This window comes from Ruegeria sp. CDSC068, assembly GCF_059610545.1.
Genome location: NZ_JBXWNV010000001.1, coordinates 754,008 through 778,842, shown reverse-complemented (window position 1 = coordinate 778,842; position 24,835 = coordinate 754,008). Strand labels below are relative to the sequence as shown.

Below are 24,835 nucleotides of genomic sequence, written 5' to 3'. Positions count from 1 at the left end.
TTTGTGCGGTATTTAGAAAATGTGTCGTAACAGCGGTATGTTAGCAGCCTTTAATTCACCGATCTACTGTGAAATCCGCCCAGTCAGACGGCGCAAATCTTCCTTCAATTCTGGTCGGATAGGTCCGTGGTTTGGCGCGTCGCGCAGCGTTCGAAGCCAGTGAATCGGAGGATTTCGGCCAGCTGCCCGGTTCCAGGTCAATGCGTCGAGGATGGCTTGCGCGTCTGCCTCCAGCACTTCGGGGATGTCGAGGTCGTTCAAGGTGGCCCAAACACCAGTCCACAAGCGGCCAACTGACCACGGGTTATAACCGCCTCCGCCCAGGACCAGAACGCGGGGCGCAAGACCTTTCAGTGCGGCGACGGCTTTCCAGTGAGAATTGTTGGACAGCGCCAGGCGCGACAGCGGGTCCTCGGCAACCGCATCGGCGCCGCATTGCAGGACAAGGGCTTGCGGTTTGAAGGCCTCAGCCGCGGGCAGGATCAGCTGGTCGAGAATGGCGCCAAATTCATCATCGTTGAGGTTTCTGGACACCGGAAGGTTAAACGCCGCGCCGCCTGCATCATCATCAAGCTTGCCGGTGAACGGCCACCGTCGGGCTTCATGAATGGAAATCATCCGAACCGTTTCCAAACCCTGAAAGGCGGCCTCGACCCCGTCGCAGTGATGGGCGTCGATATCGACGTAGACAATCCGGTCCAGGCCCATTCGCAACAGTGTCAGGATCGCCAAAACCGGGTCGTTCAGATAACAAAACCCATTGGCACGGTCGGGTAGGCCGTGATGTGTTCCGCCCGCAGGGTTGTAAACGATGCCGCCATCGCGGATCAGTTCAGCGCCCAACATTGATCCTCCGGCCGCAGTGGCGGGGCGTCTGTACATCTCTGGGAATACCGGGTTGGACAGCGTGCCCAGCGCATAGGTCGAGCGTACATCATCCGAGACGCTTTGAGCTCTTTCCGCGGCCTGCAGCGCATCTATGTAGTCCGGCGTGTGAAAGCGGTGCAGCGCGCCGGGTTTTGCGCGGGGGCTGACCCTGTAATTTTCCGAATTGATCCAGCCCAGCGCGCGGCACAGGTCCATGACGGTGGAGACGCGCGGGATAGCCAGCGGGTGTTTTGAACCATAGGTCGAATGGCGATAGATCTCGGACCCTATGAAGATCGGTTTTTGCACAGATTATTGGGTCCGTGCGGGTGCGTTGTCATCACCAAGGCGGCCATCAAGAGACATCAGAATAGCCACTGGCCTAAGGGCAGGAATGTGGCTGAAGATGATCAGAATGCAGACAGTCAAAGGAACACTCAGGAATGCACCGATCAGCCCCCAAACGGTTGTCCAGAACGTTAGCGCGAGGATCACCAGAAACGTAGACATGTTCAGCGACCGGCCCAGCAAGGCAGGGTCAACAAAATTGCCGATCAGAAACTGGATGGTGCCGCAACCGAACACGATGATCAGGAAAGGCCCGATCGTTTCATATTGAACGAGGGCAATCATGGCCGGAAAGATTACGGCGATGATCGAACCGATAGACGGGATGAAGTTCAGCGCAAAGGTCAGCACGGCCCATGTTTCGGCATATTCAAGCCCAAGCGCCTTGAAAACCGAATAACTGATGCCCGCCGTGACCAGGCTGATAAAGGTTTTTACCCCGACATAGCGCTGCAGGCTGTCGGTGATCGCATCCAGAATTGTGGTGAATTCGGCCCCGGTTTCAGGATTGCCCGCCGCCAGTTGTATCTTTTTGCGAAACGCCAGACGCTCGGCCATCAGGAAGGCCACGTACAGGCTGATCAGGAAAAACTGGTTCAGCAGCGATGTTGCACTGCTGAGCAACACACGCGCGACATAGGACATGTCGATACTGACCAGATTGTCACGGATAAACGTGGTGACGTCATTGCCAACCAGCCCCGTGACCCGGTTCACGGCGCCGTCGAACTGGGTTTCATACGTGCTGATGGATCGGGCGAACTGCGTCGCCTGGCTGCCGAGGATGTACATGATCACGAACAAACCAGCCAAAACAACTGTGATTGCGGCGATGTTGGCCAGCCAGACGGGCACCCGGGCCATCGAGATTACCCGGTCGCTCAGCGCGATAATCAAAACGTTGATCAACAAAGCCATGGTTAGCGGGATCAGGAATGCTGAACCCGCGTAAAGTCCCAATACAATCAGTGTGGCGACAATTGTCGCATCCCGAACAACCGACAGCTTCAGCCGCGGACCGCCCGTGTTCTGATCAGGTTCCAAAGTCATCGCTTAGCCCGCCTGTGATGCCGCGTAGCACGTTACAACGATTGGTGGTCGCTCTGGTAGATGATCCTGCACCGCTGGGCGAGATTCTGCAATGTGCCCAAACATTTGGGCGAGATAATTTACGTTCTGAAGGGATTTGCCATTTCAGAGCAAAGCCGAGGCGGGTTAGGCTGAGCGCATGAATGCACGTGTGATTCCCTCAATTGGCCGGCCAGTTCAGGCGCTGTGGCTGGCCGTAGTGCGGTTCAACAACAAAAACGGGTTCGTGATGAGCAGCCACGTCGCTATGTCCCTGATGCTGGCTTTGTTTCCATTTGTGTTGTTCACAGTGGCTTTGGCGGGGTCATTGTCTCAGGGTTATGTCACCGACGAACTGATTGAGCTTGTGTTTGGAGCGTGGCCCAAAGATGTCGCGGGGCCAATCGTGGCTGAATTGCGGGCCGTCCTGCAGGAATCCGGCTCGGGCGTCATAACGCTGGGTGGTCTACTGGCGATCTTCTTCGCCTCGAACGGTGTGATGGCTGTGCGGGCGGCCATGAACCAAGCTTATCACGATAGCGACGTTTGGCCGTTCTGGAAAACCCGGTTGCTGTGCCTGGGGCTGGTTATAGTTGGTGGTGTTGCCATTCTGGCCATTGCCGCGGTCGAAGTTGTTTTGCCCGCCTACACCCAACTAGTAAGCGAGAAGACTGATGTGAACGTGTCGGACTGGTTGTCGGTAGACAGGCTGCGCTGGACCTTCACGGTTGCGGTTCCGGCAGGCACAGTCCTGTTGGCGCATCTGATCCTGCCAACGCGGCGGCACAAGCTGATGCAAATCCTGCCTGGCGTTGTTCTGACGTTGGCCTTGTGGGCGGCCGGCGGGTGGGGGTTCTCGATCTACATCGCGCAATTTGCCAGCTACAGCGCCACGTATGCGGGTTTGGCTGGCGTCATGGCGGCGCTGATCTTTTTGTACCTGTGCGCGGCAATTCTGATCCTTGGTGCCGAATACAACGGCGCTTTGATGGATCTGGAAGACAATCAGGATCGGGGTTCTCAGTGAAATTTCTGACGTTGTGTGTCGGGCTGTTTGTGCCTGTGGCCGCCTTTAGCCAGTCTCCGGCCTATGTCGGGTCGGATCAATGTGCCGATTGCCACAAGGACGAGGCGGCGGCGTGGTCCAATTCCCACCACGCGCTGGCCTGGACTGAGGTTAAAGACGGGGCTGTTGTTGCCGATTTTGACGGAACGCGGTTCGAACATGACGGGATGTCCGTTGAATTCACCGACACCGAAGGCGCGCTGAGCGCAAAAGTCACGGAAAAAGACGGAGTGACCACCGAATACGGCGTACATTCCGTCGTCGGCATTGAGCCATTGCAGCAATACTTGTTCGAAACAGAACCCGGCCGGTTGCAGAGTTTCGATGTTGTTTGGGATACCGAGAACAAGCAGTGGTTTCACCTCTATCCCGATCAGGATTTACCCCCAGATGACGGGTTGCACTGGACCGGACCCTACAAGAACTGGAATGCACGGTGTGCGGAATGTCACGCGACCGGTTTTGAGAAACAGTACAACGCTGAAACCAGAACATACGACTCGGTACAGGCCGAGATCGGCGTAGGGTGCGAAAGCTGCCATGGCCCGGGTTCGGCACATATCGAGTGGGTCGGGGGGCAAAGCCTGCCGCAGGGTCTGGGCGACACCGGGTTCCTGATGGATTGGGGTAAAGGCCAGACCGAGGCCGAGATTCAGCAATGCGCCGGGTGTCATTCCCGTCGTGAGGCGCATGGAGATGGCAACCCGCTGCCCGGAACGCCCTATCATGACGCCTACAATCTGGCGGTCCTTCGTCCGGGGTTGTACCACTCGGACGGTCAGATTTTGGATGAAGTCTATGTGTACGGCTCGTTCCTGCAATCCAAGATGTATGACCGCGGCGTGGGCTGCATGGATTGTCACGAGCCGCACAGCGCGAGTCTGAGGGCGGATGGAAACGGGGTGTGTACGCAGTGTCATTCGCCCGCCGCAAATCCACGGTTTCCGACTCTGGCTGCCAAAGATTACGACGCGCCAGAACATCACAATCACCCAGAGGGCAGTGACGGCGCGCAATGCAAGTCCTGCCACATGATCGAGCGTGTCTATATGGGTGTCGACGGCAGGCGCGATCACAGTTTCCGTGTACCTCGTCCCGATTTGGGGCTTGGGCAGGATGCCTGTACGGATTGCCATTCGGATCAGGATCAGACATGGGCCGCCCAGCAGATCGAAGGCTGGTTTCCGGACAGCGCGCATCGAGAGCCGCATTTTGGACCGGCCTTTCAGGCAGCAACGCTTGGTCGTGCGGATGGGCCAGACGAGCTACTGGACATCGCAACCGACCCTAAGCAACCCGGCATCGTGCGCGCCACGGCTGCCTATCTGCTGCAATCTTTTGGGTCCGCAGATGTGGCGGCCAGAACTGCAGAGCTGTTGGTGGACGAAGACGCTTTGGTTCGGGCAAATGCGGCTCCGCTGCAGCGTCAGGCCAGTTTGCCCGATCAAGTTCAACGGCTTGAGCCGCTGCTGTCCGACCCGTTACGGAATGTCCGCATTTCGGCAGCAAAGGAGTTTCTGAACATTCCGCCGCAGGCCCTGACTGCGGAACAGCAGCAATTGTCGGGGCGGGGCATGTCCGAGTGGCAGTCGGCGATTTCCAACCGTCTGGATTTTCCTGAAACGCATCTCGTGCTTGGCGGGATGGCCCTGACGTTCCGCAACGCGCTAGCGGCTGAGCGGGCGTTTCAAGAGGTGGTTACCCTTGACCCGCAACGCGCCGAAGCCTGGCCAATGCTGGTGCAACTGGCGCAGATCAATCGTGGACCTCAGGCCGCACGCGATGTTCTGGCCCAGGGATTAGAGATCATCCCAGAGGACCCGAACCTATTGCAGTTGAAGCAGCAACTGGGCCGCTGAAACGGCACGGCTTGGCCCGGTTTCCGTCATTTTCCCGGCAAATTTCATAGTTACCGATCAAGCTGAGGCAAGAATTGCCCCAGCTTATAGGTGACACATGTTTCTCAAACCGGTCCACACGTCCAAGCTCAAAAAGCCACTGGCTTTGTCGCAACGGATCGAGGAATTGCGGGCCCGACCACCGGAATACATCAATCACGGCCAAGCGTTGTTGATACAAGGTATTGCCGCCGCTTCACTGCGCGAACAGGTGCTGACAGAGGATCGGATTTCGCTGGACGACTGATCTAGCCCCGGAACCCGGTTGCGACAACGAACTTCTCGGAACTGTCCGAACGCGACGCGGGTGGTTTCACATTCGCAACTTTGTCGAATTTCTGCTTCAGCAGCTTTTGCAGATCGCCTTCGGCGCCACCGGCCAGAACCTTGGCAACAAACGTGCCGCCTTCTTCCAGTACGTCAAAGGCGAAATAGGCCGCCGTTTCGCACAGAGCCATGATGCGCATGTGGTCGGTTTGCTTGTGCCCAGATGACGACGCGGCCATGTCGGACATCACCACGTCAGCCTTGCCGCCCAGCCACTCTTTGACTTTGTCGTCGGCATCGTCTTCCATGAAGTCCAGCACATGTGCCTCGGCACCTGCGACCGGTTCGACCTCTTGCAGGTCGACACCCAGAACTGTGCCGATCCGTTTGCCGGAACGTTCGCCCAGCGCGTTCACACGTTTGACCGCCACTTGCAGCCATCCACCCGGCGCACAGCCCAGGTCGACGACACGTGCACCCGGCACGAGGAACCGGTACTTTTCGTCCAGCTCCAATATCTTAAACGCTGCGCGCCCACGGTACCCTTCGACCTGCGCACGTTTCACATAGGGGTCGTTCAGCTGCCGCTCGAGCCAACGGGTCGAGCTGAGCTTACGCCCGCGTGCAGTCTTTACCTTGACCTTCAGGTCACGCTGCCCGCGCCCCGAGTTGTTTTTGCCACTTGGTGTCTTCGCCATCAGAACGGTCCGTCTTCCAGTACGCCGTCCGCGCTCATCTGCGCATAGAGCAGGCCTTCGCGCAGCCCCCGGTCCGCCACTGAAAGGCGGTCGGTGGGCCAGCATCTTAACAGCGCCTGCAAAATGGCCGAGCCGGACATGATCAGGGCCTGCCGGTCATCGCCAATCCGGGGATCCCGGCGCCGACCCTGAGGGCCGAGTTCTAGATACCCTCGTATGACTTTGTCAATCTGATCGCTGGTCATGCGCAAACCATCGACCTTGGTCCGGTCATAGCGCTTGAGCCCAAGGTGCGAGGCCGCAACGGTTGTAACCGTGCCACTAGTACCGACGATCTGGAACCCGAGGCGGGCTTGCTCGTCCTTGTAAGGCGCGAAATCGGCAAGGTTTTCTTCGAAAAACCAGCTCATCAGGGCAAAGCGAGCGGAGTCATCTTCGACGTCGTTGAACTGATCGCGCAGGGTTGCAACACCCAGGGGTACGCTGATCCAGTCGACGACTTTTGCCGCAGGGAAGGGGCTGTCAGTCGTGTGAAACCCATGGTGCAACCGCATGATCGCGGCGGGGCGGTCCCGGCGCGGTACGGATGAGATGTCGATCCACACCAGTTCGGTTGATCCGCCACCAATATCCACGACCAGCAATTGATCGGTCTTGGTGGACACCAACGGCGCGCAGGAGATCACGGCCAAGCGCGCCTCTTCCTCGGGCTGGATGATCTCAAGCGTCAGTCCGGTTTCGCGTTTTACCTGCCGGATAAATTCGCGTGAGTTTTTGGCACGCCTGCACGCCTCGGTTGCGACCAGACGCATGCGCCTGACCTTGTTGCGTTTCAGCTTTTGCTGACAGATGCGAAGCGCCTGTATGGTGCGCGCCATAGAAGACCGAGACAACCGTCCGGTCCGTTCCAAACCCGCGCCCAATTGCACGGATTTGGAAAAGCTGTCGACCACATGGAAGCCGCTGCCCTTAGGCTGGGCTATCAACATGCGGCAACTATTGGTTCCCAAATCCAGCGCCGCATACAACGCATCTGGATCGGGTCTTGCCGGCGCGGGGCTTTCGACCGCCTTCGGGAACGCGCCCGCACCTTTGGGACGCTTGGGCGCCATATTAAACGCCCTCCGATTTTCGAGTTACCCCGACCATAGGTCGGGCGATTGCGTCGTGCAAGACGCTCATTAAAGTGATGAGAATTTTGATATGCGCGTTTGGTTCAGTCTTCGTTACAACCCCGGTATCCCATCGCGGGCAAAAACGTCGCTGGAAATGCGCCGTGTGTCGAAAATCGACCGACTTGCCCCCACATAGACGTTTAGAACCGGTCCATCTGGTTAGGAGGAATCAAACGCAATGCCTGACGTCACCATTGTTTACTGGCGCGATATTCCCGCCCAAGTCATCGTCGGCAAAGGCCGTCGTGGCGCAAAGCGGCAATTGGAGGAACGGTTCGAACAAGCCATCGACCGCGCGGCCATGAAGGTGAACGCCAAGGATAGCGATGCCTATCTGGCCGAGTGGCGCAAGGCGGCCCCCTTTGTAGTCGACGGCGACCCGTCCGAGATTGCCGAGGCCGAAGCCACGCGTTTGGAAACAGAATACGATCAGGACCGCATCAAAGCCCTGATCGCCAATGACGGTTGGGCATGAGCCCGAGACATCTATGGGAGGCCGCAATGGCTTTGCTGAACTTCAAGAAACGTGATGCGGTCGAAAACGGCCCTGTAAACCCGACCGTCGAAGCCTTTTTGCAAGGCTATTCGATCGAGGTGATGCCGCGCACCGCCGAAAAGGTCGAAGATTTCCGCGCGCTGCTGCCAGAAGGCACCCGCGTTTACATTGCTCATATCGAAGGCACGCCCATCGAGGATATGGTCAAAACCGCCAAGCGGATCGCCGACGAAGGCTATCCAGTGATGCCGCACTTCCCGGCGCGGATCATCAAGGATGCGGCGACTTTGGAAAACTGGATCTCGATGTATCAGGGCGAGGCAGGCGTTGATCAGGCATTGCTGTTGGCCGGTGGGGTTACCAACCCGCATGGCGATTTCGACAGCTCGATGCAGTTGCTGGAAAGTGGTCTGTTCGACAAGGCAGGCTTCAAGCGTCTGCACGTCGCGGGTCACCCTGAGGGCAACAAGGATATCGACCCCGACGGCTCGACTAAGAATGTCGACGACGCATTGCGCTGGAAGCAGAAATTCAGCGAGACCACTGATGCCGAAATGGCGCTGGCAACACAGTTTGCGTTTGAAGCCAAACCGATCATCGAATGGGCCGACAGTTTGAAAGAAGCTGGTATCGATATTCCGATTCATATTGGTATCGCCGGTCCGGCCAAGCTGCAGACGCTGATCAAGTTTGCCATCGCCTGCGGTGTTGGCCCGTCGCTGAAGGTCCTGCAAAAGCGTGCGATGGACGTGTCCAAGCTGTTGCTGCCTTATGAGCCCACAGACGTGATCACCGAATTGGCCAACCACAAAGCGGCCAACCCGGACTTCAACATCACCAACGTACATTTCTTCCCGCTTGGCGGCATCAAGACCAACGCCAACTGGGCCATCAATAACGGCGGCGCTTCGGCAAAGCCTGTAAACTCCTAAGGAACGGACATGACGCGTACAGTCGTAGAATCAAAAACAAAAACTGCCGTTCTGGGCTTTGACGAACCGTTCTGCGTGATCGGTGAGCGGATCAATCCGACGGGCCGTAAGAAACTGGCGGCCGAGCTGGAAGCCGGCGATTTCTCGACTGTCGAGAAAGACGCGCTGGCGCAGGTTGCTGCAGGCGCAACCGTTCTGGATATCAACGCAGGAGTTGTCTACAACTCGAACCCCAACCCGAACGAGACCGAACCACCACTGATGCGCAAGATCGTCGAGCTGGTGCAGGGTCTGGTTGACGTGCCGCTTTGTGTCGACTCGTCCGTTCCCGGCGCTCTGGAAGCTGGTCTTGAAGCTGCCGAGGGCCGCCCGTTGCTGAACTCGGTCACCGGCGAAGAAGATCGTCTGGAACTGGTTCTGCCGCTGGTCAAAAAATACAACGTGCCGGTTGTTGCGATCTCGAACGATGACACCGGTATTTCCGAAGATCCCGATGTGCGCTTCGAAGTGGCCAAGAAGATTGTTGAGCGGGCCGCCGATTTCGGTATCCCGGCGCATGACATCGTCGTTGACCCGCTGGTGATGCCCATCGGTGCAATGGCGACCGCTGGGCAGCAGGTTTTTGCGCTGGTCCGTCGCCTGCGCGAAGAACTGGGCGTAAACACCACTTGCGGTGCTTCGAACGTGTCCTTTGGTCTGCCAAACCGCCACGGGATCAACAATGCGTTCCTGCCGATGGCAATGGGCGCAGGCATGACGTCGGCAATCATGAACCCGGTGGCGCTGCCTGTGGGTCCCAAAAAGTTGGCCGAGAAAAAGGCCGAGGTCGAAGCCAAGGGGATCATTTTGCCTGCGGACATGGATGACGAAACCTTCTGTCAGCTGTTCGGTCTGGGTTCGACCAAACCGCGTGCCGGTAAGGAAATGGAAGCCATCCGTGCCGCCAACCTGCTGACCAATAATGACCCGCATGGTGGTGAGTGGATCCGGTTCAACAAATCCCCGGAAGAGGCCGGCGCAGCGGGCGCTGTTGGTGGCCGTCGTGGTGGCGGGCGTCGTCGTCGCGCATGATCCAATCACTTCTAGAGAAAAAAGGCCGGACCATGTGTCCGGCCTTTTTTCGTATTGGTGCTGATCGCCGCCGGAACCTGACAAGATCGCTAGATTAGTGGCGATATCGCGATAGTCGTCACGTACGAAGATGAGCCAACATCATCGCCCAACACAGGCAGACGCTGACTTAAGCAAGCGTTTGGGAAAAAAGAAAATTTCGAGGAGCTGGTCGATCTGCAAGCGCAACTGGCGTTGAGGCAGAAGATTTTTCTATTTCACGGAGCCAGGTGCGTTGTCCTGTTCGAAGGTTGGGGTGTGTCAGGACGGAACAAGGCGATGCCGCTTTTCCGATGATGGGTTCTTGAAGTCGATAAGCCTCTGGTGATATCGGTGAAAAACGCGGCGGGTATGATGTAATGGTAGCCTGTCAGCTTCCCAAGCTGAACGCGCGGGTTCGATTCCCGCTACCCGCTCCAGAACTCAGTTTGTCATCGGAAAAGCTTAGAAATCAGCGCTTTGGGCGTGGTTACGTCTGTGGTCATTTACTCCGGGCGTCGCGCCTGAAATAGGTTGATATCAGCCGGGATGTGCACCGCACCATTTTTGGCAAAGGGGTTAAACGCTTCGGCGACGGCGTGTTGGATCGCAGTCACGTCTTCGGGTTTACCGTCGAAATGGGTAATAACACGGGCGGCGGGGCCGACACGGGTACACAAGGCGGCGCAATCCAGCAAAGAGCCTTGAAAGTCCAACATAAGGTTAACAGAATCGGCGCGAATATTGCTTAGACCTGCCTTTTCCAGCAACCCGGTAACACGCTCACGATCATGAAACGCCAAGGGGCCCGGTGCATTCCGGTCGACCTTGGGCGGCGTGCCCAGCCGTTCCGAGGCCGCGATATGGGGCATTCTGAACCATGGGTTTCCGGGCAATGGCCCCCAGGCGGCAAAGGTCATCGTGCCGCCGGGCTTTAGCGCGCGGGTCATGTTGGTAAAGGCGGCAACCGTATCCTCAAAAAACATGACCCCAAATCGCGAGATCATGGTGTCTCGGTCCGCTGCTTCAAAGGCGTAGGTCTGGGCGTCGGCGAACTGGAAGGTGATGTTTTGCGATCCGGCATCGGATGCCCGTGCCGATGCGCGGTCCAGAAATGGCTGCGAGACATCTGCAGCCAGAACGTGGCCTTCTGGCCCCACGGAATGTGCGGCGGCGATCGCGCTTGCACCCGTACCACAGCCGATATCCAGAACACGCATGCCGGGTTTTAATCCGGCACGTTCTAGCACCAGATCAAGGACCGGGGCCATCAGTTGATCCAGCTGGTCCTCACAGGTCAGCCATTTTGCTCCAGACGGGGATTTCCCCCAATATTCCGCCTGTTCCTCGTTTGCGATCTGCATGTCGCCTCCCTTATGTCAGGGGTGACTATGACCGCCTGCGCCGTCTGCGACCAGAGCCTTCTTCTCCACCACCGGCATTGAAGGAGGGCGAGGGCAGAGTGACCACTTGCGACAATTCCGGGAACGGATCCGTCTTGTGCGGGATGGCATTGGCGGCAACGAAATGGTCCTGAAATTTCGGCTCAATGGCCGTTTCGACCTTGGTGATCTCACGCACGACACGCTCAATCTCGGACCGGGCACCAATGTTGCACAAGGCAATCCGCGCACCGGTGCCAGCCGCGTTGCCTGCACTTGAGACTTTGTTCAAGGGCGCATCGGGGATCATACCCAGAACCATTGCGTGCTTGGTCGAAATATGCGCGCCGAACGCCCCGGCCAGCACAACGCGATCCACCGTGTCGACGTTCATTTCATCCATCAACAGGCGTGCACCGGCATAAAGCGCGGATTTGGCCAGTTGGATGGCGCGGATATCGCCCTGCGTGACCGTGATGCGCGGACCGCCCTCGGCGCTGGCGTCGTGGATCAGATAGGCGTGGGTGCGACCTTCGGGTACACAACGGGGCGTGCCGGTCTGATCTGCAGACCCGATCAGGCCGCTTTCGTCCAGCAATCCGGCGATGCGCATTTCGGCGACCGCTTCGATAATGCCCGAGCCGCAGATGCCGGTGATGCCGCTTGTGGCAATCTCTTGATCGAAGCCTTCCTCGTCGGACCATTTTTCGGACCCGATCACGCGAAAGCGCGGTTCCTTGGTGACAGGGTCGATTTCGATGCGCTCAATCGCCCCGGGCGCGGCACGCTGGCCGGAACTGATCTGCGCGCCTTCGAATGCCGGGCCGGTAGGTGAGGAACACGCCAAGACTCGGCTGGTATTGCCCAGCAGGATTTCAGCGTTGGTGCCCACGTCCACGATAAGCACAAGGTCTTCGGACTTTCCCGGTTCCTCCGACAGTGCCACCGCGGCGCAGTCGGCGCCGACGTGGCCCGCAATGCACGGCAAGATGTAGACCTGCGCGCGCGGGTTCATATTTGTCAGGTCCATCTCACGCGCAGGCAGGGACATGCTTTCCGAGGTTGCCAAGGCAAAGGGGGCCTGACCCAACTCAACCGGGTCCAGACCCAGCAGCAGATGGTGCATCACCGGGTTACAGACGAAAACGGTTTCCACGATCAGCTCGGAACTAATCCCGGCTTCCTCAGAAATTGAGGTGGTCAAATCGTTGATCGCCTCACGCACGGCTTTGGTCATCTCCTGATCACCGCCGGGGTTCATCATCGAGTATGAAACGCGGCTCATAAGGTCTTCGCCAAAGCGGATCTGCGGATTCATCAGGCCCGAGGACGCTTTGACCTCGCCGGTCTCCATATCGGTCAGGTGCGCCGCAATTGTGGTCGAGCCAAGGTCGATGGCCAGACCATAAAGCCCATGTTCATGCAATCCGGGCCAGATTTCGACCACGCGCGCCGCTTCATCCTTGTGGCCTTTGTGGAGGGCGACAGTGACCTCCCATTTGCCCTTGCGCAGGACGGGCTGCAGCTTGGACATCAGCGAAAGATCGGCGGTGATGGCGTCAATGTTCCACTGCTCGCGCAGCGCGCGTTCCAGCCGTTCCAGATCGCCTGTTGGCGAATGCATGTCGGGCTCTTCTACCACTACGAAATACAGCCGGGTTGCCGGGTCCATCGTAATGGCCCGCGCGGTGGCGGCCTTGCGAACAACTTGACGGTGAACCTGGCTTTCGGGTGGGACATCGATCACGATGTCGCCCTGAACTGTCGCCTGACAGCCCAGACGACGGCCCGATTTCAAGCCGCGTTTGTCATCGTAACGCTGTTCGACCGCGTTCCATTCGCTCAGCGCGTTCTCGGATGCGGTTACGCCGTGTTTAGGAAACTCGCCATAGCTGGGCGTGATCTGACATTTCGAACATATCCCACGGCCGCCGCAGACCGAATCCAGATCCACACCCAACTGCCGTGCAGCGGTCAGAACCGGGGTACCCACGGGGAAGTGCCCGCGTTTGCCTGACGGAGTAAAGACAACAAGGGGGTCGGTGGTCATTTTTGGCCTGCCTTTTGTATTCGCACGTATGCCCGGCAAGATATGGGTTTGTGCGCAAAGGGAAAGGCCATTCAGCGGCACGTTTTGAACGTCTTGCGTCGTTTTTTGCCGCGGTATCGGCCAGCGAAGGGAAACTAGTTTAGGTCAGGGGCTTTTCCTTAGGTTAAATCCATGTAATAGGGTCACCGCCAAACGGGCTTTTGCATGGGGTTAACAGATGCAGATTCGTGAGGCACTTACCTTTGACGATGTTTTATTGGTTCCGGCGTCCTCGTCGGTGCTGCCGGCGACGGCGGATACGGCCACGCGTGTGACGCGTGAAATCACGATGAACATCCCGCTGCTCAGCTCGGCCATGGACACGGTGACCGAGGCGCGCATGGCCATCGCAATGGCGCAGGCAGGCGGTATCGGTGTTGTTCACAAGAACCTGACGGTCGAAGAGCAAGCCCGAGAGATTCGGCGCGTAAAGCGATTTGAGTCGGGCATCGTGTACAACCCGGTCACGCTGAGCGTGAATCAAACCCTGGCGGACGCGAAGGCGCTGGTGCAGCGCTATAACTTTACCGGCTTCCCGGTCGTCGATGAAAGCGGGCGCGTCGTGGGTATCCTGACCAATCGCGACATGCGCTTTGCGACCTCGGACGAAACGCCAGTTCACGTGATGATGACTTCGGACAATCTGGCGATGCTGCAGGAACCTGCAGATCTGGAGGAGGCCAAGAGCCTTATGAAAGCCCGCCGGATCGAAAAACTGCTGGTGGTCGATGGTGAGGGCAAGCTGACAGGCCTGCTGACCCTGAAAGATACCGAGCAAGCCGTGCTGAACCCGACCGCCTGTAAGGACCGGCTGGGACGCCTGCGAGTCGCTGCGGCGACTTCTGTTGGTGATTCTGGTTTCGAACGGTCCGAGCAGTTGGTGGATTCGGGCGTTGATATCATCGTGGTCGACACTGCTCATGGGCATTCGCAGGGCGTTCTGGACGCGGTGCGGCGGGTCAAGACACTCTCGAACGAGGTCCAGATCATTGCGGGCAATGTAGCGACGAGCGAGGCCACCAAGGCGCTGATCGATGCTGGGGCGGATGCAATCAAGGTTGGCATCGGGCCGGGCTCCATCTGCACAACCCGGATGGTTGCAGGCGTCGGCGTACCCCAATTGACAGCGATCATGGACTGCGCGACGGCTGCCGGAGATGTTCCGGTCATCGCTGATGGTGGCATCAAATTCTCAGGCGATTTCGCCAAGGCCATTGCCGCAGGCGCGTCCTGTGCAATGGTTGGCTCGATGATCGCGGGAACGGATGAAAGCCCGGGTGAGGTGATCCTGTACCAGGGCCGTTCGTTCAAATCCTATCGTGGTATGGGCAGCCTTGGCGCCATGGCACGCGGGTCGGCGGATCGCTATTTCCAGAAAGACGCGGCCAGCGACAAGCTGGTTCCCGAAGGGATCGAAGGGCAGGTGCCCTACAAGGGATCGGCCAGTGCAGTAGTTCACCAGCTGGTCGGCGGCCTGCGCGCGGCGATGGGTTATACCGGCTGTGCAACGGTCGAAGAAATGCGCAAGAACTGTAACTTCGTCAAAATCACCGGCGCTGGCCTGAAAGAAAGCCATGTGCATGACGTTCAGATCACGCGTGAAAGCCCGAACTACCGGGTAATGTGACGCAACAGAGTTTGCAGCACGGCGCTCCAACGCGGGCGCCGTTTTGCGTTTTTTGGGTTTAGCAGAGAAATCGGAAATATCTTATGACCCCAGCAGCGCGTGTTCAGGCTTCGATTGAAATCCTTGATGATATCCTCGCAGGGGCACCGGTTGAAAAGGCTTTGACAGGATGGGCGCGCCGCAGCCGGTTTGCGGGCTCGAAAGACCGGGCCGCCGTGCGCGATCACGTTTTCGAAGCGCTTCGTTGCAAACGGTCCTTCTCGGCCTTGGGCGGGGCAGAAACCGGGCGCGGGTTGATGATCGGTTCGATCCGGTCAACCGGCGGTGATCCAGAGGCGCTGTTTACAGGCGAACGATATACGCCAGAGCCGTTAACCGCCGCCGATGCACCGCGCGCGTTCAGCTCGGATGCCGAGCGGTGCGACATCCCCGAATGGCTCTGGCCGCGCTTTCAAACGTCGCTCGGGGATCAGGCAGAGGCGGCGGCACAGGTATTGCAAACCCGTGCACCTGTTCATTTGCGTGCTAATCTTGCCAAAACCGATCGTGCTGGTGCGATTGCTGCTTTGACCGTTGATGGGATCAGCGCGCAGGACCATCCGGCGTGTGAAACCGCCCTAGAGGTCACTGAAGGGGCCCGGAAAATTGCCCAAAGCCGCGCTTATTCCGAAGGTCTGGTTGAATTGCAGGACGCAGCCAGCCAAGCCGTGGTCGCAGCGCTCGATCTCCAGCCAGGTCTGCGTGTTCTGGATTATTGCGCAGGCGGTGGCGGCAAGTCGCTGGCTCTGGCGGCCCATTCGGGTGTCGAGGTCTTTGCGCATGATGTGAACGCAGGGCGCATGCGCGATCTGCCGACGCGGGCAAAACGGGCTGGTGTGGGTGTAACCTGCCTGCAGCCGGAAGATGTGGCCCGTCAGGCTCCGTTCGATATTGTCCTGACGGATGCGCCATGCTCGGGCAGCGGTTCGTGGCGGCGTGCCCCGGCAGGCAAGTGGGCGCTGTCCGAAGAGGGGTTGAACGCGCTGAATGTACTTCAGTCCGACATCCTGAATTCCGCCGCTCAACTGGTTGGACCGGGTGAAATTCTGGCCTATGCGACCTGTTCCATGTTGGATGATGAAAACGGCGAAATTGTCGACGGATTTCTGAAACTGAATCCTGATTGGACCGAAACGCTGCGAAAGTCGTGGCTTGTGACACACGGTGCAGACGGGTTCTTTACGTCGCACTTGACGCGATAGCGCGTCATTGAATAACAACCTTAGGTAGAAGTTTCCGCTGTCCTTAAGGGGGCGTTAACCAAATTCGGGCTGAGTGTGACAAAGCCTTTTGACCTGAGTTGTTAATGTCCGACATTGCAGAGATCTTTTCTGAGCCGACCTCAAGAAAAACACCGGCCTTCTCGCGCCTTGTGCCACTCGTTGTTTTGGGCGCATTGCTAAGTTTAACACCGTTGACAGACCTTTTGCCGACCGCCTGGAATACGGGTCTTGTTGTTGCGGGTGTGTCGTTGTTGTCCGCCGGCCTTCTGGTTGTTTTTCGGGGGGTCACGGCCGACCGAGCGGCGCGTAATTTGGCAGAAGTGATGGCCGTCTTCACCGAACAGGACTTAAGTCCGACAGTGATCGCCAACGCAAATGGCGATATTCTGAGCGCGAACACACGTGCAAAGGCACAGTTAAACGCTTTTCCAGGTGCGCGATTGCAGCATTGCCTGAAATCCAGATTCGCTAATCCCGCAGCGATCCTGCTGCGCTTGCAATCCATCGCGGAAATCCACGAACGCGCCCGCGAAGATATCGTGACTGTTGGCTCGACAATCCCGATCTCGGTGTTCAGCGTGGGGCAGGATGTGTTCTGCTGGCGGTTCCTTCTGGATGAAGACGGGCAATGGGATGACGCCCCTGTTCCGGTGCTGACAGAGGGTCGGAACGGGACAATTCTGCGGGTGAATGGAATGGCAGAGGCCATTCTGGGTCACAGGCCCGACGATATGGGTAGGATATTTCCCAAAGACATCCCGCAACCGGGTGAAATCTCGCTTGCTGAAACCTTGGACGGGCAGGTGCCCGTGACCGTGTCCGAGCTATCCCGCTCGGGCACTGTGCGTGATCTGCTTTTGTTGCCGATGAAATCTGCGGGCCCATCCGGGGGCGATGCCCCATTCGCTGAACTGCCCGTGCCGGTGATGTGTTTGTCCCCCGAAGGCGAAATTTTGGATGCGAACCGGATGGCGATTAAGCTGATCGGAGAGATCCAGCCGGGAGAGTCGAACGTGGCCGAAATCATGCACGGGCTGGGCTATCCCATTTTGGATTGGTTGACCCGCATCGCGACCGAAGAGAATGCCGTTCCCCGGTCGGAATTTCTGCGCCTGTCACGACAGGATAAAGAGGTTTTCGTGCAGGTCACGCTGAACCGAGTGACGTGCAAGGGACAGATTTGTCTGATCGCTGTCGTGAATGATGCGACCGAGTTGAAGACACTGGAAGCTCAGTTCGTGCAGGGGCAAAAGATGCAGGCCGTCGGGCAATTGGCGGGCGGCGTGGCGCATGATTTTAACAATCTTCTGACTGCGATTTCTGGGCATTGCGATCTATTGCTGCTGCGGCATGATCAGAATGATCCGAACTATGGTGACCTGGTTCAGATCAACCAGAACGCAAACCGGGCCGCGGCGTTGGTCAGTCAACTTCTCGCATTCTCGCGAAAGCAGACCCTGCAGCCCGAGGTTTTGGACCTCCGGGATACGATCTCTGATCTGATCCATCTTTTGAACCGCTTGGTCGGCGAAAAGGTTCGCTTGACGTTAAGTCATGATCCCGTGCTTAAGCCTGTGCGCGCAGACAAAAGGCAGCTCGAACAGGTCTTTATGAACCTGGTCGTGAACGCACGGGACGCGATGCCTGAAGGTGGCGAGGTACGTATCGAGACCGAAGTTGTGTCTCTGACCGAACCGCTCCAGCGGGACCGGGCAACGGTACAACCCGGCGAATACGTCACCGTTAAAGTGATCGACAGTGGCACGGGCATCCCAACAGACAAGCTGCAAAAAGTTTTCGAGCCATTCTATACCACCAAGCGCACCGGTGAGGGGACTGGACTTGGATTGTCGACGGTCTACGGCATAGTCAAGCAGACCGGAGGGTTCATCTTTGTCGATAGCATTCAGGGCAAGGGAACCGAATTTACCGTGTATCTGCCGGTTTCAACCAAACCGCAGAAAATCAAGCAGGATATCGCCAGCCTTCCGGAAAACCCGACGTCCCGGCAGGGTGAAGGCGTGGTTCTTCTGGTCGAGGATGAGGCCCCGGTCCGGGCCTTTGCCACGCGTGCATTGCGATTGAAGGGCTACACCGTGCTCGAATCCGGGTCCGCCGAAGAGGCGCTGCACCTGCTGGAGGATGGGTCGGTGCATGTGGATGCTTTCGTGACAGACGTAGTCATGCCCGGCATGGATGGGCCAACCTGGGTGCGCAAAGCGATGGAGACCCGCCCGGATGTGCGGGTGATCTTTATGTCTGGCTATACCGAAGGCGCCTTTGGCGATTCAGGCCCTGAGATTGCGAATTCCACCTTTTTGCCCAAGCCATTCTCTTTGACGCAGTTGACCGAGGCTGTGTTTAACCAACTGAACTGACTAACGCGCCGCGTCGTGGCAGGAAAACTCCTCGGCGTGGTGCTTGCGGAACTTCTTTTCCGTTTCCGGCGACAAGAATAGGTCGCGCTTTGGTGAGACATTCTCGCGCTGCAGGGTGATTTCCATGTTCAACCGGTCCTGAAGAAAGTTTAGTATCTTATCTTGATTTTCGTATTTAAAAACATGCGTCGCACCGAAACCGTTGTTTCGGGTGCGGAAAAACTGGCTCTGACTGCCGACATCTGCGAATTCCGGGCGGGGGTTTTGCATGTAACCCTGAACAAAATCATCAAAGCTCAGGTCGCGGGTTGAATGCGGGTGCCCAATGCGGTCGTCCCGGCTGCGGTATTTGTACCAACTGCCGAGCCAGTCGATAGGTTCGCGCACGACGGCCATGATTTCCATTTCGGTGTCATACATTTTGCGAAAAATGTTTTGAAAAAACCTGTCATAACGGCGAACAGGCGCATGTTTCAATTCGGGCGGGCCGGTGACGACAAAGTCGGCCCGCGCGCTCAGGGCAGTGTGATAGGCTGTGCTGCCTGTTTTTGGAACTGCCAGAAACGCAAGGCGTTCCTTATAGAAAACAAGCATTTATTCGCCCTTCGCCGCCTAATTTAGTAGTCGCAGATTGGCGTAAACGACTCTTTAACACAATTGCCGAACAGTAAGTATTGTAAGTTTTAGTTGAAATGTTCTCTTTTTGGTCCCATAAGGAACAAGAGGCGAACAAAGCAGTGATTGCCGCCCGATCATGGGTGTGACAAAAGAGAAGGCGACAGGACAATGGCGGATCTTCTGACAATGAGCGACAAGAAAAACGCAGACAAGCAAAAGGCGCTTGATAGCGCGCTGGCGCAAATCGAACGGCAGTTCGGCAAAGGCTCGATCATGAAGCTGGGCGAGGATGCCAAGCAGGACATCGATGCAAGCTCGACCGGGTCTTTGGGCCTGGATATCGCGCTGGGTATTGGTGGTCTGCCGATGGGTCGGATTGTTGAGATTTATGGCCCGGAAAGCTCGGGCAAGACCACGCTGACGCTGCATTGCATTGCAGAACAGCAAAAACGTGGCGGTGTGTGCGCATTCGTGGATGCCGAACACGCGCTGGACCCACAATATGCCCGTAAGCTGGGCGTCGATCTTGATGAACTGTTGATCTCGCAGCCTGACACCGGTGAACAAGCGCTTGAGATCACCGATACGCTGGTGCGTTCGGGCGCTGTGAATATGGTTGTCGTCGACTCAGTTGCGGCTTTGACGCCGAAATCGGAACTCGAAGGCGACATGGGCGACAGCAGTGTTGGCGTGCAGGCCCGATTGATGAGCCAGGCGATGCGTAAACTGACAGGCTCAATCAGCCGCTCGAATTGCATGGTGATCTTTATCAACCAGATCCGCATGAAAATCGGCGTTATGTTCGGCAGCCCCGAAACCACGACTGGTGGTAACGCGCTTAAATTCTACAGCTCGGTTCGTTTGGATATTCGCCGCATCGGCGCGATCAAAGATCGTGATGAGGTTGTCGGCAACCAGACGCGCGTCAAGGTGGTCAAGAACAAGGTGGCGCCGCCCTTCAAGCAAGTGGAATTCGACATCATGTATGGCGAAGGCATCAGCAAGATGGGTGAGTTGCTAGATCTCGGCGTCAAGGCTGGAGTGGTCGAGAAATCGGGCTCGTGGTTCAGCTATGGCGACGAACGGATCGGGCAGGGGCGTGAGAATGCCAAGCAATACCTGCGCGACAACAGCCGCATTGCGCTGGATATCGAAGACAAGATTCGGGCCGCGCACGGCCTGGAGTTCGACATGCCACCCGGTTCTGCCGAGGAAGATGACATCCTCGAGGCGTAACAGCCCAATTGGGGGCCGCAAAAATCCCCCGGTTTTGCAAGAATTGAGAATACTCGAAACTAGGCGGTCCGCGTGGCCGCCTTAACTCGTTCTGCATACGGTGATCTTGTACTATTGGTGTGTACGGATCTTGTTGACGGGTTTTCTAGCCCTTCAAATATAAGGCCGGTTTATCTTTGTGGACTATCCATTGGGACGGGGATAAACCATTTCAGAACACTGAGATTGCGCGCCGAGAGAGCCATATGCCCACGCTGAATGATATCCGCTCAACCTTTCTGAATTATTTTGCCAAACAGGGGCATGAAATTGTCGCGTCCAGCCCGCTGGTTCCGCGCAATGACCCGACATTGATGTTCGTGAACTCGGGCATGGTGCAGTTCAAGAACCTGTTTACCGGTGTTGAAACCCGTGATTATCAGCGCGCCACGACGGCACAGAAATGCGTGCGCGCCGGCGGTAAGCACAATGACCTCGATAACGTTGGTTATACCGCGCGGCACCACACCTTCTTTGAAATGCTGGGCAACTTTTCCTTCGGCAATTACTTCAAACACGAGGCGATTCCGTTTGCGTGGGAGTTGATCACCAAGGAATTCGGCATCGACAAGAACCGCCTGTTGGCAACGGTGTATCACACGGATGACGAGGCGTTCGAGATCTGGAAAAAGGTCGGCGTTCCCGAAGACCGGATTATCCGCATCGCCACTAGCGACAATTTCTGGCAGATGGGTCCGACTGGTCCGTGTGGACCGTGTACCGAGATTTTCTACGACCATGGCGATCACATCTGGGGTGGTCCTCCGGGATCGCCCGACGAAGACGGCGACCGGTTCATTGAAATCTGGAACATCGTTTTCATGCAGAACGAGCAATTCGAGGACGGCTCGATGGTCGAACTCGACATGCAGTCGATCGACACCGGCATGGGGCTGGAACGGATTGGCGCGCTGCTGCAGGGCAGCCATGACAACTATGACACCGACCTGTTCAAGACATTGATCGAAGCGTCTGCTCATGCCACCGGGGTTGACCCCTATGGCGACCAGAATGTGCACCACCGGGTAATTGCGGACCACCTGCGCGCGACATCCTTCCTGATCGCTGATGGCGTGATGCCGTCCAATGACGGGCGTGGCTATGTGCTGCGCCGGATCATGCGTCGTGCTATGCGTCATGCGCATCTTCTGGGGGCGAAAGATCCGGTTATGTATCAGCTGGTGCCAAGTCTGGTGCAGCTGATGGGAGCGCAATACACCGAGTTGGGACAGGCGCAGCCGTTGATCGAAGAGACGCTGCTGTTGGAGGAAACGCGGTTTAAGCAAACCCTCGATCGTGGTCTGAAACTCCTGGATGATGAAGTTGCAGGCTTGCCCGAGGGCGCGGCGCTTCCGGGTGATGCGGCATTCAAATTGTACGACACGTATGGATTCCCACTGGACCTGACGCAGGATGCCCTGCGCGAAAAGGGTCGTTCCGTGGACACGGACGGATTCGACGCGGCCATGGCCGAACAAAAAGCCAAGGCCCGTGCGGCATGGGCCGGTTCGGGTGAGGCTGCAGATCAGGCAGTGTGGTTTGATGTGCTGGATACTGCCGGAGCTACGGATTTTCTGGGCTATGACACGGAAAAGGCCGAAGGGCAGATTGCCGCTTTGGTGGTCGATGGTGCATTGGTCGACACAATTGAAAAGGGCGGATCCGGTTGGGTGATTGTCAACCAGACGCCGTTTTATGGCGAAGCTGGCGGTCAGATCGGTGATACTGGCGAAATCCGTCGTCTTGAAGAACGCGATGACATGGCGCGGGTCGAAGACACCAGAAAATTCGCCGATGGCAAAATCTATGCCCACAAAGTGACCGTTGATCAGGGCGCTTTGTCCAAAGGTGACGCGGTCGAGCTTGAGGTCGACCACGCGCGGCGCACGGCAATTCGCGCAAACCACTCGGCCACGCACCTGCTGCACGAGGCGTTGCGTGAAACGCTGGGCGATCATGTTGCACAGCGCGGCTCGCTGAACGCGGCCGACCGGTTGCGCTTTGACTTTAGCCATTCCAAGGCGCTGAGCGGGGATGAGATTCAAAAGGTCGAACGCGATGTGAATGACTTCATCCGTCAGAACTCGACTGTCGAAACGCGGATCATGACCCCCGATGATGCGCGCGAATTGGGCGCACAGGCGCTGTTTGGCGAGAAATACGGCGACGAAGTCCGGGTTGTGTCCATGGGCAAAGCTCCGACCGGCAAGGGTCAGGATGGCGAGACATGGTCGATTGAGCTGTGTGGCGGTACGCATGTTCGCCAGACTGGTGATATTGGGTCGTTTGTCATCTTGGGGGACGCGGCATCCTCTGCGGGGGTAAGACGAATTGAGGCGATTACGGGTGAATCTGCAACGTTATTGCTGCGAGACTACTATTCTAAACTCGCCGAATCTGCATCACTTCTTAAGGCGCAACCTACCGAGGTTCCAACACGATTGTCTTTGCTGTTGGACGAACGCAAATCGCTGCAAAACGAAGTGGCGCAGCTGCGCCGCGATCTGGCCATGGCCGGAGGGGCCGGGCAGGGTGGCAGCGAAGCGCGTAATGTGAACGGGGTCGCCTTCCTTGCGCAGGCGCTGAACGGCGTATCGGGCAAGGACTTGCCGGCGTTGATTGATGAACACAAAAGCCGTCTGGGGTCTGGTGCCGTTCTGCTGATCGCGGATGCGGGCGGTAAGGCTGCTGTGGCCGCCGGTGTGACGGCCGATCTGATCGACAAAGTCTCGGCCGTTGATCTAGTTCGTGCGGCTGTCGCAGAACTGGGCGGTAAAGGCGGCGGTGGACGCCCCGACATGGCACAGGGCGGTGGCAAGGACGCGTCGAACGCAGATGCGGCGATCAAAGCCGCAGAACAGGTTTTGGGAGGATAAGATGGCTGCACTCTGGATTGCCCACGTCACCGTGACGGATGCGGACGCATATGCGAAATACGCGGAGCTCGCAGGGCCTGCGATTGCCAAGCACGGCGGGGCGTTTATTGCCCGCGCTGCACGTTACGTCCAACTGGAAGGGAAGGAGCGTCCGCGCAATGTGGTCGCCAAGTTTCCGTCCGTCGAGGCCGCGGTCGAGTGCTATAATTCACCGGAATACCAGCAGGCCCTGGACCACGCGCGCGGCGCAAGTGAGCGTGAACTGGTGGTTGTAGAAGTTACCGACTGAAAATGAGCCCGGTCTGGTCGGTGGATTTTCCGCCGATCAGATACATTCATGGGCGGAATTCAGCCGAACTGTTCACAAGTGAAGTGAACGGTATTGTGGCAATTTTGGACGCACACGAAATCTATGTGATTCCAGCATCTTACTTTATTTTGACACGAGTTGCCGGGTATTTTCCCGCCTAGATTGTGGCGCGTTGCCCTCAATTCCAGCGCGAAATGGTCTTAATGAGTGACGAATTTCCGCCTTTTTTCCCCTTCACGTTCGCCCCAGATTGTACAAGCGCTACCGTATACCGTTAGTTGGTTCTAATCGCACGCGGTCCCGTTTGTCGACAATCGTCGAGTGAACAGGGATCGAGGTACAGGCATGAAATCGGAAGATATCGGACTCCAAGCTGCTCTCGGGCGGTTAAAAACATATTCAGGTCGGGCAGTGGGGATTGCCGTATTGGTATGCGGGGCGACGCTTGCCGGGTCCCAAGTGGATGCGAGCGAGGGCAGCTTCATCCGAACCCTCGCGGCGTCCCCTCCGCCTTCGGGCGCGCAGCAATTGTGCCGTCAGTATGCTTGGGCATGTGCCAGTAAGGCGTCGGTGCGCATGACGTCACAGCAGGAAATGCAGATCATTGAGCGGATCAACCGTCAGGTCAACGCAACGACGCGCGCGGTTACGGATCAGACGCAATACCGTACCACCGAGCGGTGGGCTTTGCCGACAACGCGCGGCGGGGATTGCGAAGATTTTGCTCTTTTGAAGAAAAGAGATCTGATCAGGGCAGGTGTTGATCCTAACAAATTGCTGATCGCGACGGTGTTGGATACGCGCCGGAACGCACATGCAGTTCTTGTCTATCGCTCCGCTCGGGGGGATCTGGTGCTGGACAATTTGACCAATCGGATAAAACCTTGGTCGGCCACGCGGTATTTGTTCCTTCGGATGCAGGATCCGACTAAGCCCAGCAATTGGGTCGGTGTGTACGGAAGAAGCTAAGGCTTTCAACTCATCTATCAGATTAAGCAAGAAAAAAGGGGCGACACGATTGTCGCCCCTTTGTTTTTCAGACCGAACGTCGAGACGTTTTCGGGGTTTTTCAAGGCATAACCTAAGAATTCAGGCTGCTTTGCATTCGATCGCG

Annotated in this window: 20 protein-coding genes and 1 tRNA gene; 14 read left to right on the top strand and 7 right to left on the bottom strand. The window is 57.4% G+C overall.

Translation table 11 applies throughout. The features are described from left to right. Positions 1 to 63: 63 nt before the first annotated feature. Positions 64 to 1,176: an acetoin utilization protein AcuC gene (locus tag AC2FID_RS03775; RefSeq protein WP_496835457.1), complete on the bottom strand. Its 1,113-nt coding sequence runs from the start codon at positions 1,174 to 1,176 to the stop codon at positions 64 to 66. A 3-nt stretch (positions 1,177 to 1,179) separates the two neighbouring features. Beyond that, a complete protein-coding gene (locus AC2FID_RS03770; RefSeq protein WP_496835455.1) occupies positions 1,180 to 2,265 on the bottom strand; it encodes an AI-2E family transporter in 1,086 nt (361 codons plus the stop codon). A gap of 178 nt (positions 2,266 to 2,443) precedes the next feature. Here AC2FID_RS03770 and AC2FID_RS03765 point away from each other — a divergent pair, with 178 nt between their 5' ends. The 3 genes from AC2FID_RS03765 to AC2FID_RS03755 all read left to right on the top strand — a co-directional run bounded on the left by AC2FID_RS03765 (position 2,444) and on the right by AC2FID_RS03755 (position 5,494). Next, positions 2,444 to 3,310: a YihY/virulence factor BrkB family protein gene (locus tag AC2FID_RS03765; protein ID WP_058271700.1), complete on the top strand. Its 867-nt coding sequence runs from the start codon at positions 2,444 to 2,446 to the stop codon at positions 3,308 to 3,310. Continuing rightward, positions 3,307 to 5,208, top strand: coding sequence for a multiheme c-type cytochrome (locus tag AC2FID_RS03760; RefSeq protein ID WP_496835453.1), 1,902 nt, complete (start codon positions 3,307 to 3,309; stop codon positions 5,206 to 5,208). Before AC2FID_RS03765 ends, AC2FID_RS03760 begins: the two co-directional genes overlap by 4 nt. Before the next feature lie 97 nt (positions 5,209 to 5,305). Beyond that, positions 5,306 to 5,494, top strand: a complete 189-nt coding sequence (locus AC2FID_RS03755; RefSeq protein ID WP_058271699.1) for a hypothetical protein — start codon at positions 5,306 to 5,308, stop codon at positions 5,492 to 5,494. A 1-nt stretch (position 5,495) separates the two neighbouring features. Here the strand turns inward: AC2FID_RS03755 and AC2FID_RS03750 are convergent, their stop codons facing one another. Further along, positions 5,496 to 6,212, bottom strand: a complete 717-nt coding sequence (locus AC2FID_RS03750; RefSeq protein ID WP_058271698.1) for an RlmE family RNA methyltransferase — start codon at positions 6,210 to 6,212, stop codon at positions 5,496 to 5,498. Beyond that, entirely contained in the window at positions 6,212 to 7,324 is a 1,113-nt protein-coding gene (locus tag AC2FID_RS03745) for a Ppx/GppA phosphatase family protein (RefSeq protein ID WP_109311858.1), read from the bottom strand. Before AC2FID_RS03745 ends, AC2FID_RS03750 begins: the two co-directional genes overlap by 1 nt. Before the next feature lie 241 nt (positions 7,325 to 7,565). Here AC2FID_RS03745 and AC2FID_RS03740 point away from each other — a divergent pair, with 241 nt between their 5' ends. The 4 genes from AC2FID_RS03740 (at position 7,566) to AC2FID_RS03725 (ending at position 10,344) form a co-directional block, all read left to right on the top strand. After that, positions 7,566 to 7,862, top strand: a complete 297-nt coding sequence (locus tag AC2FID_RS03740; RefSeq protein WP_496835451.1) for a virulence factor — start codon at positions 7,566 to 7,568, stop codon at positions 7,860 to 7,862. 26 nt (positions 7,863 to 7,888) lie between these two features. After that, complete coding sequence (locus tag AC2FID_RS03735) at positions 7,889 to 8,815, top strand: methylenetetrahydrofolate reductase (RefSeq protein ID WP_282168274.1); 927 nt, start codon at positions 7,889 to 7,891, stop codon at positions 8,813 to 8,815. 9 nt (positions 8,816 to 8,824) lie between these two features. Further along, positions 8,825 to 9,886: a methyltetrahydrofolate cobalamin methyltransferase gene (locus AC2FID_RS03730; protein ID WP_058277989.1), complete on the top strand. Its 1,062-nt coding sequence runs from the start codon at positions 8,825 to 8,827 to the stop codon at positions 9,884 to 9,886. A gap of 384 nt (positions 9,887 to 10,270) precedes the next feature. Further along, a tRNA-Gly gene (locus AC2FID_RS03725) sits at positions 10,271 to 10,344 on the top strand. Between the two features lie 66 nt (positions 10,345 to 10,410). Here the strand turns inward: AC2FID_RS03725 and AC2FID_RS03720 are convergent. Further along, positions 10,411 to 11,268: a class I SAM-dependent methyltransferase gene (locus AC2FID_RS03720; protein ID WP_496835450.1), complete on the bottom strand. Its 858-nt coding sequence runs from the start codon at positions 11,266 to 11,268 to the stop codon at positions 10,411 to 10,413. 25 nt (positions 11,269 to 11,293) lie between these two features. Beyond that, complete coding sequence (locus AC2FID_RS03715; RefSeq protein ID WP_496835449.1) at positions 11,294 to 13,336, bottom strand: ASKHA domain-containing protein; 2,043 nt, start codon at positions 13,334 to 13,336, stop codon at positions 11,294 to 11,296. Between the two features lie 217 nt (positions 13,337 to 13,553). Between AC2FID_RS03715 and guaB the strand changes: the two genes are divergently transcribed. From guaB to AC2FID_RS03700, 3 genes are all read left to right on the top strand, one after another. Continuing rightward, entirely contained in the window at positions 13,554 to 15,002 is a 1,449-nt protein-coding gene (gene guaB, locus AC2FID_RS03710; RefSeq protein WP_058271691.1) for an IMP dehydrogenase, read from the top strand. Between the two features lie 83 nt (positions 15,003 to 15,085). Then, positions 15,086 to 16,243 carry an RsmB/NOP family class I SAM-dependent RNA methyltransferase gene (locus tag AC2FID_RS03705; protein ID WP_496754102.1) on the top strand — a complete coding sequence of 386 codons (1,158 nt, stop codon included), beginning with the start codon at positions 15,086 to 15,088 and terminating at the stop codon, positions 16,241 to 16,243. A gap of 104 nt (positions 16,244 to 16,347) precedes the next feature. After that, the gene (locus AC2FID_RS03700; RefSeq protein ID WP_496835446.1) at positions 16,348 to 18,642 is read left to right on the top strand and encodes an ATP-binding protein; all 2,295 of its coding nucleotides are present in this window, start codon (positions 16,348 to 16,350) and stop codon (positions 18,640 to 18,642) included. Here AC2FID_RS03700 and AC2FID_RS03695 read toward each other — a convergent pair whose 3' ends face one another. After that, on the bottom strand, positions 18,643 to 19,236 hold the full coding sequence (locus AC2FID_RS03695) for a sulfotransferase family 2 domain-containing protein (RefSeq protein ID WP_496835418.1): 594 nt from the start codon (positions 19,234 to 19,236) through the stop codon (positions 18,643 to 18,645). A gap of 192 nt (positions 19,237 to 19,428) precedes the next feature. Here AC2FID_RS03695 and recA point away from each other — a divergent pair, with 192 nt between their 5' ends. From recA to AC2FID_RS03675, 4 genes are all read left to right on the top strand, one after another. Further along, complete coding sequence (gene recA / locus AC2FID_RS03690) at positions 19,429 to 20,496, top strand: recombinase RecA (RefSeq protein WP_108858591.1); 1,068 nt, start codon at positions 19,429 to 19,431, stop codon at positions 20,494 to 20,496. A gap of 245 nt (positions 20,497 to 20,741) precedes the next feature. Beyond that, a complete protein-coding gene (alaS, locus tag AC2FID_RS03685; protein ID WP_282168281.1) occupies positions 20,742 to 23,411 on the top strand; it encodes an alanine--tRNA ligase in 2,670 nt (889 codons plus the stop codon). A gap of 1 nt (position 23,412) precedes the next feature. Next, positions 23,413 to 23,700 carry a DUF1330 domain-containing protein gene (locus tag AC2FID_RS03680; RefSeq protein ID WP_113790250.1) on the top strand — a complete coding sequence of 96 codons (288 nt, stop codon included), beginning with the start codon at positions 23,413 to 23,415 and terminating at the stop codon, positions 23,698 to 23,700. Positions 23,701 to 24,066: 366 nt separating this feature from the next. Continuing rightward, positions 24,067 to 24,690, top strand: a complete 624-nt coding sequence (locus tag AC2FID_RS03675; protein WP_282168282.1) for a transglutaminase-like cysteine peptidase — start codon at positions 24,067 to 24,069, stop codon at positions 24,688 to 24,690. Positions 24,691 to 24,835 lie beyond the last annotated feature (145 nt).